A 14,678-nucleotide genomic window follows, 5' to 3' on the forward strand; every position below is an offset into this window, starting at 1 on the left:
AACCGTAGGCCGGGTAAGCGAAGCGCCACCCGGCGAATAAGTGAGATGAAGATGAGTGAAAAAGAGCCCTTCTGGCTGGGTATCGATTGTGGCGGTACTTATCTGAAAGCCGGGTTATACAACCGCCAGGGAAAGGAAATGTGTATCGAACGTCGCTCAGTGGCCACGCTCAGCCCACGCGCAGGCTATGCGGAGCGGGATATGCACCAGCTCTGGCAGCACTGCCACGCTACCGTCGCCACGCTGCTCAAACATTCAGGCGTAGACGGAGAGCAGATCAAAGGCGTCGGCATTTCTGCTCAGGGCAAAGGACTGTTTCTACTCGATAAACAGGATCGGCCCCTGGGCAACGCCATGCTCTCTTCTGACCGGCGGGCGCTGGAGATTGTGCAACGCTGGCAGCAGGACGGCATTCCAGAAAAACTCTATCCGCATACGCGCCAGACGCTGTGGACCGGGCATCCGGCCTCGCTTCTGCGCTGGGTAAAAGAGAATGAGCCTCAGCGCTTCGAGAAAATTGGCTGCGTGATGATGGCGCACGATTATCTTCGCTGGTGCCTCACCGGCACCAAAGCCTGCGAAGAGAGCAACATTTCGGAGTCCAATCTCTACAATATGAATACCGGCCAGTACGACCCACAGCTCACACGCTGGCTCGGTATCAGCGAAATTGACGGCGCCCTGCCGCCGATTGTCGGTTCAGCAGAAATTTGCGGGGAAATCACCGCTCAGGCAGCCGCACTGACCGGTCTCGCGGCGGGTACGCCCGTCGTTGGTGGACTGTTTGACGTGGTTTCCACCGCGATCTGCGCCGGGCTACACGACGAACACACGTTGAATGCCGTAATGGGCACCTGGGCCGTCACCAGCGGGATTGCGCTTGGCATCCGCGACAGCGAGCCGTTCCCCTACGTCTATGGCCGCTACGTTCATCCGCAGCAGTACATCGTTCACGAAGCCAGCCCGACTTCCTCCGGCAATCTTGAGTGGCTAACCGCGCAGTGGGGCGATATGTCATTCGATGAAATCAACCATGCCGTCGCCGGTCTGCCAAAAGCCGGAAGCGATCTGATTTTCCTGCCCTTCCTCTACGGCAGCAACGCGGGTCTGGAGATGACCAGCGGTTTCTACGGCATGCAGGCGCTACACACCCGCGCGCACCTGCTGCAGGCGGTTTACGAAGGCGTGGTATTCAGCCACATGACCCATCTTAACCGCATGCTTGAGCGCTTTACCGAGGTGCAGGCACTGCGCGTCACGGGTGGCCCGGCCCATTCGGACGTGTGGATGCAGATGCTTGCGGACGTCAGCGGTCTGACAATTCAATTACCCCAAGTAGAAGAGACTGGCTGTTCCGGTGCCGCGCTGGCCGCACTGGTCGGTACAGGCATCTATCCCGATTTCCACACGGCGCAACGCGCCCTTAAACATGACATCCGGGTGATTGAACCCGACATGAACGCCCATGCGGCCTATCAACGCAAATATCACCGCTATCAGTTACTGATTTCAGCATTACAGGGCTATCACGCCCAGGTTAAGGAGCACGACCTATGAGCCGACCATTACTGCAGCTGGCGCTCGATCACACCTCACTTCAGGCCGCGCAGCGCGATGTTGCCCTGCTTGTGGATTACGTCGATATCGTCGAAGCCGGTACCCTTTTATGTCTGACCGAAGGACTAAGCGCCGTCCGCGCGCTGCGCAAACAGTGCCCGGAGAAAATTATCGTGGCGGACTGGAAAGTGGCCGATGCCGGAGAGACGCTGGCAGAACAGGCGTTTGGCGCGGGCGCGAACTGGATGACCATTATCTGCGCCGCTCCGCTGGCGACCGTTGAGCGAGGCCACGAGGTGGCACTGCGCTGCGGAGGAGAAATCCAGATAGAGCTCTTTGGTAACTGGACGCTGGACGACGCGCGCGCATGGCAACGTATCGGCGTAAAACAGGCGATATACCACCGGGGAAGAGACGCGCAGGCCAGCGGTCAGCAGTGGGGTGAGACGGATCTCGCCAGAATGAAAGCCCTCTCAGATATCGGTTTACAGCTTTCGATTACCGGCGGCATCACGCCTGCCGATCTCCCCCTGTTTAAGCAAATCAACGTCAAAGCGTTTATCGCCGGGCGCGCGCTGGCGGGCGCGGATAATCCGCCGCAGGTGGCACAGGCATTCCATTCGCAAATCCGCGATATCTGGGGAGCGTAACCATGCGTCAGCATCCGTTAGGTATTTATGAAAAAGCGCTGCCGAAAGATCTCTCCTGGCCGGAACGCCTGGTACTGGCGAAGAGCTGCGGATTCGATTTCGTTGAGATGTCGGTTGATGAAACCGACGAGCGTTTATCGCGCCTTGAGTGGAGTACCACGCAGCGCGCCTCTCTGGTTGAGGCGATGCTGGAAACCGGGGTGTCTATCCCATCTATGTGCTTGTCTGCCCACCGTCGCTTCCCGTTCGGCAGCCGCGACGAAACGGTGCGCCAGCGCGCCCGTGAGATCATGACCAAAGCCATCAGGCTGGCACGCGACTTAGGTATTCGCACCATTCAGCTTGCGGGTTATGACGTCTATTACGAAGAGCACGATGAAGGTACTCAACAACGTTTTACCGAAGGGCTGGCATGGGCCGTCGAGCAGGCCGCCGCCGCACAGGTGATGCTGGCGGTCGAGATCATGGATACCGCATTTATGAATTCCATCAGCAAGTGGAAAAAGTGGGACAGTATGCTCGCCTCGCCGTGGTTCAGCGTTTACCCGGACGTTGGCAACCTGAGCGCGTGGGGTAACGACGTTACCGCCGAGCTGACGCTGGGCATTGACCGCATTGCGGCTATTCACCTGAAAGATACCCAACCCGTTACCGCGCAAAGCCCCGGACAGTTCCGCGATGTACCGTTTGGCGATGGCTGCGTCGATTTTGTCGGCGTGTTTAACACGCTGAATAAGCTGAACTATCGCGGCGCGTTTCTGATTGAAATGTGGACCGAAAAAGCCAAAGAGCCGGTGCTGGAGATTATCCAGGCACGCCGCTGGATTGAAGCCCGTATGCAGGAAGGAGGCATGACATGTTAGAACAACTGAAAACCGAGGTACTGGCGGCAAACCTGGCGCTGCCAGCCCACCAGCTGGTGACCTTTACCTGGGGCAACGTCAGCGCAATAGATCGCGAAAGCGGCATGATGGTCATCAAGCCGTCCGGCGTGGAGTACGACGTGATGACGGCGGAGGATATGGTGGTGGTGAACATTGCCACCGGCCTGGTGGTCGAAGGCAGTAAAAAACCCTCCTCTGACACACCAACCCATCTGGCACTGTATCGCCGTTATCCGGAGATTGGCGGCATCGTACATACCCATTCCCGCCACGCCACCATCTGGTCGCAGGCGGGACAGGATTTACCCGCCTGGGGCACGACGCACGCAGACTATTTCTACGGAGCGATCCCCTGCACGCGGCTGATGACCACGGCAGAAATTGCCGGGGAATACGAATACCAGACGGGCGAAGTGATCATTAAAACCTTCGAGGGGCGCGATCTCAGCCCAATGCAGGTCCCGGCGGTACTGGTTCACTCCCACGGCCCGTTCGCCTGGGGCAAAGACGCTGCCGATGCGGTCCACAATGCCGTCGTGCTGGAAGAGTGCGCCTATATGGGCCTGTTCTCACGCCAGCTCGCACCACAGTTACCGGCTATGCAGCAGGCGCTGCTGGACAAGCATTATCTGCGCAAGCACGGGGCGAACGCCTATTACGGGCAGTAATCAACCGGAATTAATATGCTCTTTACAGTACCGCCGTTTCCAGACGGCGGGGGTTAACCCGGTATGCTTCGAAAATATCTGTCGGAAATATCCCACGTCGTTAAAGCCGCAGCGCGCTGCGACCTCGGTTAATGACGCAGCGTCGTTGAGCAGGAGTTTTTCCGCCGCCCTGACGCGCTGGCGATGTATCGCCTCCGTCAGGGTTAAATGGAAAGTCCGGCGAAAGACGCGCCCGAGATAATCTGCATTACAGTGCAACGCTTTTGCCAGCTGCGAGGTGGATATCGGTAAATGAAACTGCGTGCGAATAAGCTGTTTTGCCTTCCATGCCATCGCCGCGCCGGCCTGATCTGCGCTGTCTTCATATCCTGAAGAGTTCGACACCTGCTGTAAAATCAATAATAAAATCATCTCCAGCGCCACGCTACGCCGTAATTTCTCCTGCTCGCTGAGGAATTGACGAAAGAGCGCAATCACATATTCCGCATCCCTTACGCGGCAGTGTTGTTCTATTGCCAGAGGAGCAGCGTTGGGTAACGTTGGATCTTGCGGCTCCACCTCAAAATGCAGCCAGTAAAAGCGCAGGTCCGCCGGGAAATCCTCCACGCCCACATGCCGACGCTGCGGCCAGAGCAATAAACTCTCTCCCGCATTGACATCAAAAACATGATTTTCTTCCTGGATCGTTAAAGTCCCTTTTTCGACAAAAATAATCTCCCACGATGTTAATTTTCGCGCAGGGTGGCGGCCCACTCCGCGGGAGATAAATAGCCCGCCATTTTGAACCTTAACCGGAAGCGCTATGGATAATTCGAGCATGGATATTCACCATTCCGCTTTTATTGTCGTTAATATTCGACTTACCCGTTGATTATTAATCAATATTAAAATATCTGTCCGATCGGAATCACATTTTTATCATCAGGTCGGAATCGTCACCTTTTTATACTTTTCCCTTCCCTTGTTGGCCTTCCCGTTCGATGCAGAATAAAGAGGTACCCAGCATAAATACGATAATAAATTCGATCTCCGAGGAGTTACTTCATGACTTCCACACCGATTACAGACGCAGACGCTGCAAAACAGAAAGTCGATGACCGGCTGTCCGTCCGCGAGAAAATGGGCTACGGCCTGGGCGATGCGGGCGGCACGGTGATTACCTGCCTGATCATGAACTTTCTGACCTTTTTCTATACCGATGTATTTGGTCTCACCCCTGCGCTGGTGGGCACGCTGTTTATTGCCCTTCGCGTGTTTGACGCCATTTCCGATCCGGTGATGGGCGTCATTGCTGACCGCACGCAGAGCCGCTGGGGCCGATTTCGTCCCTGGCAGCTGTGGGTCGCCGTCCCGATAGGCATTATCGGCGTAATGACCTTCACCGTTCCGGAAGCCAGCATGGGCGTGAAAATCGCCTGGGCGTTCGGCACCTATTTGCTGTTATCCGTGGGCTATACCGCCATCAACGTGCCCTACTGCGCGCTGATCAACACCATGACCACCCGCCACAACGAGGTGATCGCCTGCCAGTCCTGGCGCTTTGTGTTGTGCGGCGTGGCGGGCTTTCTGGTCTCCGTTGGCCTGCCGTGGCTGGTAGCGGAGCTGGGTCAGGGCGATGCCGCGAAGGGTTATCAACTGGGCGTTGGCGTGCTGTGCGCTATCGCCGTGGTGATGTTCTTGTGCTGCTTCTTCTGGGTTCGTGAACGCGTTCCGCTGGCGTTGATGGGCAAATTCACCCTGCGCGAGCACCTGGCGGGCCTGCGTAAAAACGATCAGCTGCTGCTGATGTTGTTGATGTCGTTTCTGCTGATCAACGTCTTCAACATTCGCGGCGGTGGATATATGTACTTTATCACCTACGTGCTTCAGGGCAGCACGGCGTACACCTCGCTGTTTTTCACCATGGTGACCTTTGCCGCTATTCTGGGCGCGGTGATCGTCAGCCCGCTGTCGCGCCGTATTGATACCGTCAAACTCTACTACTACACCAACCTGGTGCTCGCTGCGCTTGCGGTGGGCATGTGGTTTCTGCCGGGTGGCCCGGCGCACCAGACGCTATGGCTGATCGTCATTTTAAGCAACGGCGTGATCCTGGGCTTCACCCTGCCGCTGCACTTCTCGCTAATGGCTTTTGCCGATGACTACGGCGAGTGGAAAACCGGCGTGCGTTCGTCGGGCATGAACTTCGCCTTCAACCTGTTTTTCATCAAGCTTGCGTGGGCATCCAGCGCCGGGATTATCAGCCTGGTGTTTATTGCCGTGGCCTATCAGCCAGGCGCGGGCAACCAGACGCCAGCCTCACTGCAGGGCATCACCGCCATGGAGACGCTGCTGCCTGCCCTTTTCCACCTGCTGCTGGCGGTCACTATCCGCTGGTGCAGGCTTAATAACCCAATGATGTCGCGCATTTCCACCGACCTGCGCCAGCGTCACGTACCGTCCTGAGGAGAACGCTATGTCCATAATGGAACCCGACCTGCACCAGCTGAAAATCAACGATCCGTTTCTCGGGCAATATCAACGGCTGGTCCGTGACGTGGTGATCCCTTACCAGTGGGATGCGCTTAACGACCGCGTGGCGGAGGCCGAACCCAGCCACGCCATCGCTAACTTCCGCATCGCGGCCGGGCTGGAACAGGGGGAGTTTTACGGGATGGTGTTTCAGGACAGCGACGTGGCGAAATGGCTCGAAGCCGTGGCGTGGTCGCTGTGCCAGAAGCCGGATGCAGCACTGGAAAAAACCGCCGACGAGGTGATTGAGCTGGTCGCGGCGGCGCAGTGTGAAGATGGCTACCTCAACACCTACTTTACGGTAAAAGCCCCCGAGGAACGCTGGACGAATCTGGCCGAATGCCACGAGCTGTACTGCGCCGGGCATATGATTGAAGCGGGCGTGGCGTATTTCCAGGGAACCGGAAAACGTCGCCTACTGGACGTGGTGTGCAGGCTGGCGGACCATATCGACAGCGTGTTTGGCCCGGGAGAAACACAGCTACACGGTTACCCTGGTCACCCGGAAATCGAGCTGGCGCTGATGAGGCTGTACGACGTCACGCAGGAGCCGCGTTATCTCAATCTGGTGAAATACTTTATCGAAGAACGCGGCGCGCAGCCTCACTTCTACGATAGCGAATACGAGAAGCGCGGCAAAACATCTTACTGGAACACCTATGGTCCGGCGTGGATGGTCAAGGACAAAGCCTACAGCCAGGCGCATCTGCCCCTTGCGGAACAACAAACGGCCATCGGCCATGCCGTGCGTTTCGTCTATCTGATGGCGGGCATGGCGCATCTGGCGCGCCTGAGCAACGATGAGGGGAAACGCCGGGACTGTCTGCGGCTGTGGAGCAACATGGCGCAGCGCCAGCTGTATATCACCGGCGGGATTGGCTCGCAGAGCAGCGGCGAGGCGTTCAGCAGCGATTACGATCTGCCCAACGATACGGTGTACGCCGAAAGCTGCGCCTCAATCGGCCTGATGATGTTCGCCCGCCGGATGCTGGAGATGGAGGCAGACGGCCACTACGCCGACGTGATGGAGCGCGCGCTGTACAACACGGTGCTGGGCGGGATGGCGCTGGACGGTAAGCATTTCTTTTATGTCAATCCACTGGAAGTGCATCCGAAAACGCTGGCCTTTAACCATATCTATGACCACGTGAAGCCGGTGCGTCAGCGCTGGTTCGGCTGCGCCTGCTGCCCGCCGAATATCGCCCGCGTGCTGACCTCGCTGGGGCACTACATTTATACCGTTCGCCCGGATGCGCTGCTGATAAACCTGTACGTGGGGAACGACGTCGCCATTCCGGTGGGCGATAACGCCCTACAGCTGCGCATTAGCGGTAACTATCCGTGGCAGGAGCAGGTGAAGATCGAAATCACCTCGCCGGTTCCGGTCACCCACACGCTGGCACTCAGGCTGCCGGACTGGTGCGCGGAGCCTGCCGTTTCGCTGAATGGCGAAGCCATTACCGGTGAAGTGTCACGCGGATACCTCTACCTCAACCGCCGCTGGCAGGAAGGCGACACCCTGACCCTGACGCTACCGATGCCGGTCCGCCGCGTGTACGGTAACCCTCAGGTGCGCCAGCAGGCGGGTAAAGTCGCGCTACAGCGCGGGCCGCTGGTTTACTGCCTGGAAGAAGCTGATAACGGCGCCAACCTGCATAACCTCTCCTTGCCCCGAGATAGCGAGTTCCGGGTATATGAAGGCAAAGGCATTTTCGCGCATAAGATGCTGATACAGACAGAAGGGATTGGGTGTCACATGAAGGAAACGGATGCACTGTGGCAGTACGACCGCTCGCCGGTACAGCGCCAGCCCCGGACGTTGACCTTTATTCCGTGGTTTAGCTGGGCTAACCGGGGAGAAGGGGAAATGCGGATATGGGTGGATGAAGCATAAATAAGGGTAATACTAATTTTCATAATATATAATATTTTTATCGAGCTCGGTGATGCCGAGCTCTGTGATTTATTATCAATCGAAAGACAATGTGATCTAACCCTCGGTATTGTTTTTTTGGTGTCCATCATCTCAGCATACCATTGTCTAGTACACATTTTAGTGTTATTCCATAAAGACACACAGCTAAAAATAAGGATATCCCATGGAATTCACTGAAAGATTAAATGCCTTATCAAATAAAATAAAACAACAAATTGATGTAATAAATACTGAAGAAGGAACAAAAACTGCATTTGTAATGCCATTCATTCATAATGTCCTGGGCTACGATGTTTTTGATCCTTCAGAGGTAACACCTGAATTTGTCTGTGATATTGGCACAAAAAAAGGAGAAAAAATCGATTACGCCATAATGAAAAACAATGACGTACAAATACTTATTGAATGTAAAAAAATTGGCGAACCATTAAATATAAATCATGCGTCGCAGTTATTCAGATATTTTCACGTAACAAACGCAAGGATTTCAATTCTTACCAATGGTCAAAATTATAAATTTTTCACTGACCTTGACGCACCAAACAAAATGGACGAAAAACCATTTTTGGAAGTCGATCTACTTGATATTGACGAAAATATAATACCTGAATTAAAGAAACTAACTAAATCTTCATTTGATCTCGAATCAATTATCAATGCTGCTGGTGAGTTAAAATATGTTAGCCAAATCAAAAAAATCCTTCACTCTCAGCTTAATAATCCCGAAGATGATTTTGTGAAATTTTTTGCATCCAGGGTTTATGATGGAATTCTGACGCAAAAAGTCAGAGATTCATTTTTAAATTTAACTAAAAAGGCTGCAAGTCAGTACATAAATGATCAAGTTAATGAGCGACTTAAGTCTGCCATTACGGGTATAACCCCAGCGATTACCGAAACATCAAATGAGCCATCGCATATTGAAGAAGATGACCATAAAGATGAAAGCGATGTGATAACAACGCTAGAGGAACTTGAGGGATATCATATTGTTAAAGCAATTACCAGAGCAGTACTAGAGGCACCACGTATCACTCACAGAGATACCAAAAGCTATTTTGGCATTCTTGTGGATGATAACAACCGCAAACCAATATGCCGATTGCATTTTAATCGTACGCAAAAATACATCGGACTTTTCGACATAGAAAAAAACGAAACACGTCACCCTATATCGACAGTCGATGATATCTATTCCTTTGCAGATATCCTTAAAGCAACAGCGGCTCTATATAATTAATTTTTACCCAGGCAGCACGCGACGTGCTGCCTCAGCCAGAAATGCGCTTCGATTACCGAACTGAGGATGCTCGCTAACAAAGGAATCAATCTTTACCAGCAAACGTCGAGGCATCGTGATGTTGATACGCTCGGCTCTGCCGTCAAACTGCTTCATATTAATATCCACCAGCAACCATTGCCCGCCCGTGAAGTCGTCAGGGTGATTTTCAAGGTGCACTTCGACATTCCCCGGAAGAGGCAATGCTTCATCCATTTCAAACAGCTCTTCGAAGTGCGCGGTGAGCGCCTCACGTGCATCCTGAAAAGCGTCGTCCAGGGAATCACCTGCAAAAAAACAGCCTGGAACGTCAGGAAAAAAGCCGCTGGCGCTACCGTCGGTGTCAGAATGAATGTAAGCCGGATAAAACATAACTACTCCTGATATCAGTGTTTAATTCCCGCCTGCCGCCATATCTGCGCGAGCGTGCCCGGTTTAATATCCTTCTTAGGATGTGGGACAGTAACCAGCCCTTTCTGTTCGGGATGGCGAAACTGATGATGGCTTCCTTTCGTTCTGACACATTTCCAGCCGTGGCCGATCAGAACGGTAATGACATCCGCACTTTTCACATCCCAGTCCTTCCATGATTATACACATGATACACACCATTGCTATCGGGTCGAATCACATTAGCGCATAAGGAACATCAGTGCAGCCGTGTTTTGGCGGAACAGGAAGAAGCATCGAGAAATGAAAAAGGAATACGTTGTATTGCAGATAAAAATGCAGGCAAGATCGTAGGCCGGGCAAGGCAACACCGTCGCCCGGCTTTACCCCATCAGAAGCGCCAGGTCAGGCCGGTCATTAGAGCGAAGCTATCATCGCGGTCGATCATCGGGCTGTTCTTCACGTCATCAGGCAACACGGTGTAGACCGCGCTGGCGTTGAGGTACAGCTTCTGGGTTAACTGATATTTAGCTACCAGACCAACGTAGGGCGTCCAGCTGTCGCCGGCGGTGTATTGATCCAGACCTGAGCGGCGTGACTCGCTGCCGGATACGCCGTAGTAGTAGTCGTTATAGCTCTCGTCGCTGTAAAAAACACCGACAGAAGGCGTCAGGGTCAAACGCTCCATCCTGATTGGACGGAAGTAGGATACCTCGCCCACCACGCCGCCGCTTTCATCCGTGGCATCGCCTGAAACCGCCACTTTCAGAGAACCCCAGCTTTCGTGGCGGTAGTACGCACCGCCGAGGAACGCAGAGGCTTTACGCTCATCAAGCTGCTTCATCTGGTGGTCGTCGTTATCATCCGGATCAAAATGCAGCGGCATCCAGGATGCGGTCAGGCTGAGTTCATTTTTTGCGTCTTTCCAAAGGATCCATCCGCCCGTGGTCTGGCGAACATAGAAGCGATCGCTCTCATAGCTAATTAACGGCACCGCGGTGGTATTTTCGTTATAGCCTTTATAAGGAGACTCATTAAATACGGCCCCCGCGCCAAGTGAAAAATCACCGGCCATTGCAGAAGAGGTTGCAAATAACGTGGCAGCAATCAGTAAATTGTATTTAATAGTCATGTGAAGTAATCCATTTATACGCCAAATAAGCGGGGCGAATAATAATGGTTACAAATTTGCCGGTGCAACGCTGCAGTTTATATAATATTATATATAAAACCATATAGATGGGTGCGCATGATGAATAAATTACAGCTAAAGCCACGCGAGTTAAAAATAATCTCCGTCATCGCAGCCACCCACAGCATTGGTGATGCCGCCGCCCTGCTGGGCATGGCGCAGGCCAACGTCAGTAAATATCTCTCGGATTTTGAAACGCGGGTTGGGCTTAAGGTTTTTGAGCGCACGACCCGCCAGCTCGCTCTGACGCAGTTCGGTGAGGCGTTGCTCCCCTATGTCGACGCCACGCTGGACAAAAACACACAACTTATTAATTTCATTGCCGATTATAAGCATGAAAAGCGTGGAAAAGTCACGATTTACGCCCCAACGGGCATTGTGACCTATCTCGCGCGCCACGTGATCCACCAGATAAAGGACATCGGGGACATTCGCATTTCCCTGAAAACCTACAACCTGGACCGCAACGAATATTCAGAAGGTGTGTCCTTCCCGGATGACTGTGATATTTTAATTACCTATGCTCAGCCAAAAGATGAAAGTCTGGTCGCCAGCGTGTTAGCAAAATATTCCGTCACTGCATTCGCAACCCAGGAATATTTAAATAAACATCCTTTAACCGGACCTGAAGATTTAAGTAATCACTCCTGTATTCTGATCGACTCCATGCTGGTCGATGATGCCAACATCTGGCGTTTTCGCATGCATGGCAGTGATGATGTGCATGATTATCGGGTAACCGGAAACTATATTTGCGACAATACCCAGACGGCACTGGAGCTGGCAAGAAATAATCTTGGCATTGTGTTCGCGCCGAAAGAAAGCCTGAAGAAAGAATTAACGCAAGGCACGCTGGTCCCCTGTTTCCCGCATCAGGAAGAGTGGTGGCTCGATCTGACCGCCATCTTCCGCAAGCGCGAATATCAGCCCTGGCGCGTACAATATGTTCTGGATGGTGTCCTCAACTGCCTGCGCCAGCAAATTGCTCAGGCCGTCCATGGACGGCCTGAACTGGGTGGTTAGAATAGCCCCAGCGGTTTATCGGAGTAACTGACAAGCAGACATTTCGTCTGCTGATAATGCTCCAGCATCATCTTGTGCGTTTCACGCCCGATGCCCGATTGCTTATACCCGCCAAATGCCGCGTGAGCCGGATAGGCGTGGTAGCAGTTGGTCCATACGCGCCCGGCCTGTATACCCCTGCCCATTTTATAGGCCAGATTACCGTTACGGCTCCAGACTCCCGCCCCCAGGCCATACGGCGTGTCGTTGGCAATCTCCAGCGCCTCCTCCATCGTTTTGAAGGTAGTCACCGCCAGCACCGGTCCGAAAATCTCCTCCTGGAAGACGCGCATGTTGTTCTGCCCGAACAGGATCGTCGGCTCAAGGTAATACCCTTCCTGCAGATCTCCGCCGAGCACCTTACGGCGACCGCCGGTCAGGATATCCGCCCCTTCCTTCTTGCCGATATCGATGTAGTTGAGGATAGTCTCCAGCTGGCCATGCGAGACCTGCGCCCCCATCTGCGTAACATTATCGAGCGGGTTACCGCTGCGGATAGACTCGACGCGGCGAATGGCCCGCTCCATAAAGCGCTCGTAGATGGACTCCTGCACCAGCGCGCGGCTTGGGCAGGTGCAGACTTCGCCCTGGTTAAAGGCAAACAGCGCAAACCCTTCCAGCGCCTTGTCGAAGAAAGCGTCCTCTTCCTCCATCACGTCCGCGAAGAAGATGTTCGGGGACTTCCCGCCCAGCTCCAGGGTCACCGGAATGATGTTTTGCGTGGCGTACTGCATAATCTGCTGGCCCACTTCCGTCGACCCGGTAAACGCCACTTTAGCAATCCGTTTTGAGGTGGCCAGATATTCCCCTATCTCACCGCCCGCGCCGTTCACCACGTTAATCACCCCCGGCGGCAGAAGATCGGCAACAATTTCCATCAGCAGCAGGACAGAGAGCGGGGTTAAACGCGCCGGTTTAAGCACAATGCAGTTCCCGGCGGCCAGCGCGGGTGCCATTTTCCAGCTCGCCATCAGCAGCGGGAAGTTCCACGGAATAATTTGCCCGACGACCCCCAGCGGCTCGTGGAAGTGGTACGCCACGGTGTCGCTATCTACCTCGCTTATTCCGCCCTCCTGCGCGCGAATACAGGAGGCAAAATAGCGGAAGTGGTCGATAGCCAGCGGCACGTCTGCCGCCATCGTTTCCCGGATCGGCTTGCCGTTATCCCAGGTTTCCGCCGTCGCCAGCAGCTCCAGGTTCTGCTCCATCCGGTCGGCGATTTTGAACAAAATGGCCGCGCGCTCCTGAACGGAGGTATGGCCCCATTTATCTTTCGCTTTGTGCGCTGCATCCAGCGCCAGATCGATATCCCGCTTGCCGGAACTGGCAATCTCGCACAGCGGCTGGCCGGTAACGGGCGTCAGGTTGGAATAGTATTCGCCGTCGACGGGGGCCACCCAGTCGCCGCCGATAAAATTGTCATAACGGGGCTTCAGCTTGAGGGGAAAACCATACTCGCCGGGCTGGATACGCGAAGAGGGAGGATTGTTTGTCATGACCGTCTCCTTGCTGTTGGTGTACAACAAGGGTAGTCCCGGCTGGCGGTTTTCTCGCCAGTGGGTGACGGGTTTACGAGCCGTATCACGGATTACCGTACTTTACGTTTCGTTTCTGCCACTGAGCCATACTTAACAGCTCAAGGGCTCATGAGGAACGATGCGATGCAGCTGTTTATCGGTTTTGACGTAGGCGGAACCCACATCAAACACGGCGTGATTGATGAAAATGGCAAGGAGCTGACGACGGACGAGTACGATACTCCTGAGGATAAAAACACCTTCAAAAAGAAGTGGAAAGCGGTAGTTGAAGCGTATCAGGACGAACACGACATCGTCGGCATCGGCGTGAGCTTTCCCGGCCATATTAACCACCACAGCGGCGAAGCGGCAAAAGCGGGCGCGCTCGACTATCTCGACGGCGAAAACCTGTGCGAACTCTTCGCCGGTCTGACCGATCTTCCCGTCACCGTGGAAAACGACGCCAACTGTGCGGCGCTGGGCGAGCGCTGGCAGGGCGCGGGTAAGGACTACGAGCATTTCGTCTGCATCACCATCGGCACGGGCATCGGTGGCGGGATTGTGATGGAAGGCGATCTTTATCGCGGGTCGCATTACCGCGCCGGCGAATTTGGCGTGCTGCCCGTGGGTAATAACGGCGAACCCATGCATGACGTGGCGTCGGCCAGCGGCCTGATGAAAGCCTGTCGTCGCGCGCTGGCCGTATCAGAAGAAGAGATGCCTGACGGCGAGGAGCTGTTTAAACGCATGGAGAGCGACGTGCATCTGCGTGAGGCCATTGAGGAGTGGGCCCATTGCCTCTCGCGCGGCGTTTACAGCGTAATCTCGATGTTCGATCCACAGGCAGTGCTGATTGGCGGCGGGGTAAGCGAGCAGGAGAAAATCTATCTCCTGCTCGATAAGTACCTGCAGCGATTCGAGGAGTGGGAGGCGCTCAAGGTGCCCATTCTGCCCTGCGAGCTGGGTAACCAGGCGGGGAGGCTGGGCGCGGTATGGCTGGCTAAGCAGAAACTCTCCCGCCGCACGTAGCGC

The 14,678-nt window shown here is 54.4% G+C and carries 14 protein-coding genes; 9 read left to right on the top strand and 5 right to left on the bottom strand.

Annotated features, from left to right (window positions below; genetic code table 11):
- Positions 1-51: 51 nt before the first annotated feature.
- The 4 genes from IM294_RS13950 to araD are packed head-to-tail and all read left to right on the top strand — an operon-like array spanning position 52 to position 3,759.
- Entirely contained in the window at positions 52-1,557 is a 1,506-nt protein-coding gene (locus tag IM294_RS13950; protein ID WP_126818411.1) for an FGGY-family carbohydrate kinase, read from the top strand.
- Positions 1,554-2,207 (top strand): 3-keto-L-gulonate-6-phosphate decarboxylase UlaD, encoded by a 654-nt coding sequence (gene ulaD, locus IM294_RS13955; RefSeq protein ID WP_126818410.1) that lies wholly within the window; start codon positions 1,554-1,556, stop codon positions 2,205-2,207. Before IM294_RS13950 ends, ulaD begins: the two co-directional genes overlap by 4 nt.
- 2 nt (positions 2,208-2,209) lie before the next feature.
- Positions 2,210-3,070, top strand: coding sequence for an L-ribulose-5-phosphate 3-epimerase (locus IM294_RS13960; protein WP_049137184.1), 861 nt, complete (start codon positions 2,210-2,212; stop codon positions 3,068-3,070).
- Positions 3,064-3,759, top strand: a complete 696-nt coding sequence (gene araD / locus IM294_RS13965) for an L-ribulose-5-phosphate 4-epimerase (RefSeq protein WP_126818409.1) — start codon at positions 3,064-3,066, stop codon at positions 3,757-3,759. Before IM294_RS13960 ends, araD begins: the two co-directional genes overlap by 7 nt.
- On the opposite strand, the gene IM294_RS13970 is transcribed toward araD, so the two are convergent.
- Complete coding sequence (locus IM294_RS13970; RefSeq protein WP_126818408.1) at positions 3,760-4,578, bottom strand: AraC family transcriptional regulator; 819 nt, start codon at positions 4,576-4,578, stop codon at positions 3,760-3,762. It lies immediately after the preceding gene.
- Between the two features lie 225 nt (positions 4,579-4,803).
- Here IM294_RS13970 and IM294_RS13975 point away from each other — a divergent pair, with 225 nt between their 5' ends.
- The 3 genes from IM294_RS13975 (at position 4,804) to IM294_RS13985 (ending at position 9,446) form a co-directional block, all read left to right on the top strand.
- On the top strand, positions 4,804-6,204 hold the full coding sequence (locus IM294_RS13975) for an MFS transporter (protein WP_045260038.1): 1,401 nt from the start codon (positions 4,804-4,806) through the stop codon (positions 6,202-6,204).
- A 10-nt stretch (positions 6,205-6,214) separates the two neighbouring features.
- Positions 6,215-8,164: a glycoside hydrolase family 127 protein gene (locus IM294_RS13980; RefSeq protein ID WP_126818407.1), complete on the top strand. Its 1,950-nt coding sequence runs from the start codon at positions 6,215-6,217 to the stop codon at positions 8,162-8,164.
- Between the two features lie 205 nt (positions 8,165-8,369).
- Positions 8,370-9,446 (top strand): type I restriction endonuclease, encoded by a 1,077-nt coding sequence (locus IM294_RS13985; RefSeq protein WP_060572008.1) that lies wholly within the window; start codon positions 8,370-8,372, stop codon positions 9,444-9,446.
- A gap of 3 nt (positions 9,447-9,449) precedes the next feature.
- Here the strand turns inward: IM294_RS13985 and IM294_RS13990 are convergent, their stop codons facing one another.
- The 3 genes from IM294_RS13990 to IM294_RS14000 all read right to left on the bottom strand — a co-directional run bounded on the left by IM294_RS13990 (position 9,450) and on the right by IM294_RS14000 (position 11,007).
- The gene (locus IM294_RS13990; RefSeq protein ID WP_060572007.1) at positions 9,450-9,857 is read right to left on the bottom strand and encodes a type II toxin-antitoxin system HicB family antitoxin; all 408 of its coding nucleotides are present in this window, start codon (positions 9,855-9,857) and stop codon (positions 9,450-9,452) included.
- 14 nt (positions 9,858-9,871) lie between these two features.
- Positions 9,872-10,057, bottom strand: coding sequence for a type II toxin-antitoxin system HicA family toxin (locus IM294_RS13995; protein ID WP_041911637.1), 186 nt, complete (start codon positions 10,055-10,057; stop codon positions 9,872-9,874).
- A 209-nt stretch (positions 10,058-10,266) separates the two neighbouring features.
- Positions 10,267-11,007, bottom strand: coding sequence for a MipA/OmpV family protein (locus tag IM294_RS14000; protein WP_060572006.1), 741 nt, complete (start codon positions 11,005-11,007; stop codon positions 10,267-10,269).
- A 117-nt stretch (positions 11,008-11,124) separates the two neighbouring features.
- Between IM294_RS14000 and IM294_RS14005 the strand changes: the two genes are divergently transcribed.
- A complete protein-coding gene (locus IM294_RS14005; RefSeq protein WP_069733341.1) occupies positions 11,125-12,090 on the top strand; it encodes a LysR family transcriptional regulator in 966 nt (321 codons plus the stop codon).
- On the opposite strand, the gene aldB is transcribed toward IM294_RS14005, so the two are convergent.
- Entirely contained in the window at positions 12,087-13,625 is a 1,539-nt protein-coding gene (gene aldB / locus IM294_RS14010) for an aldehyde dehydrogenase AldB (RefSeq protein ID WP_041911639.1), read from the bottom strand. The two genes, IM294_RS14005 and aldB, sit on opposite strands and share 4 nt — an antisense overlap.
- A 165-nt stretch (positions 13,626-13,790) precedes the next feature.
- On the opposite strand from aldB, the gene IM294_RS14015 reads away from it, so the two are divergent.
- Positions 13,791-14,675: an ROK family protein gene (locus tag IM294_RS14015; RefSeq protein WP_028015053.1), complete on the top strand. Its 885-nt coding sequence runs from the start codon at positions 13,791-13,793 to the stop codon at positions 14,673-14,675.
- Positions 14,676-14,678 lie beyond the last annotated feature (3 nt).

Source organism: Enterobacter cloacae complex sp. P43RS (assembly GCF_014930585.1).
Classification (GTDB): Bacteria; Pseudomonadota; Gammaproteobacteria; order Enterobacterales; family Enterobacteriaceae; genus Enterobacter; species Enterobacter bugandensis.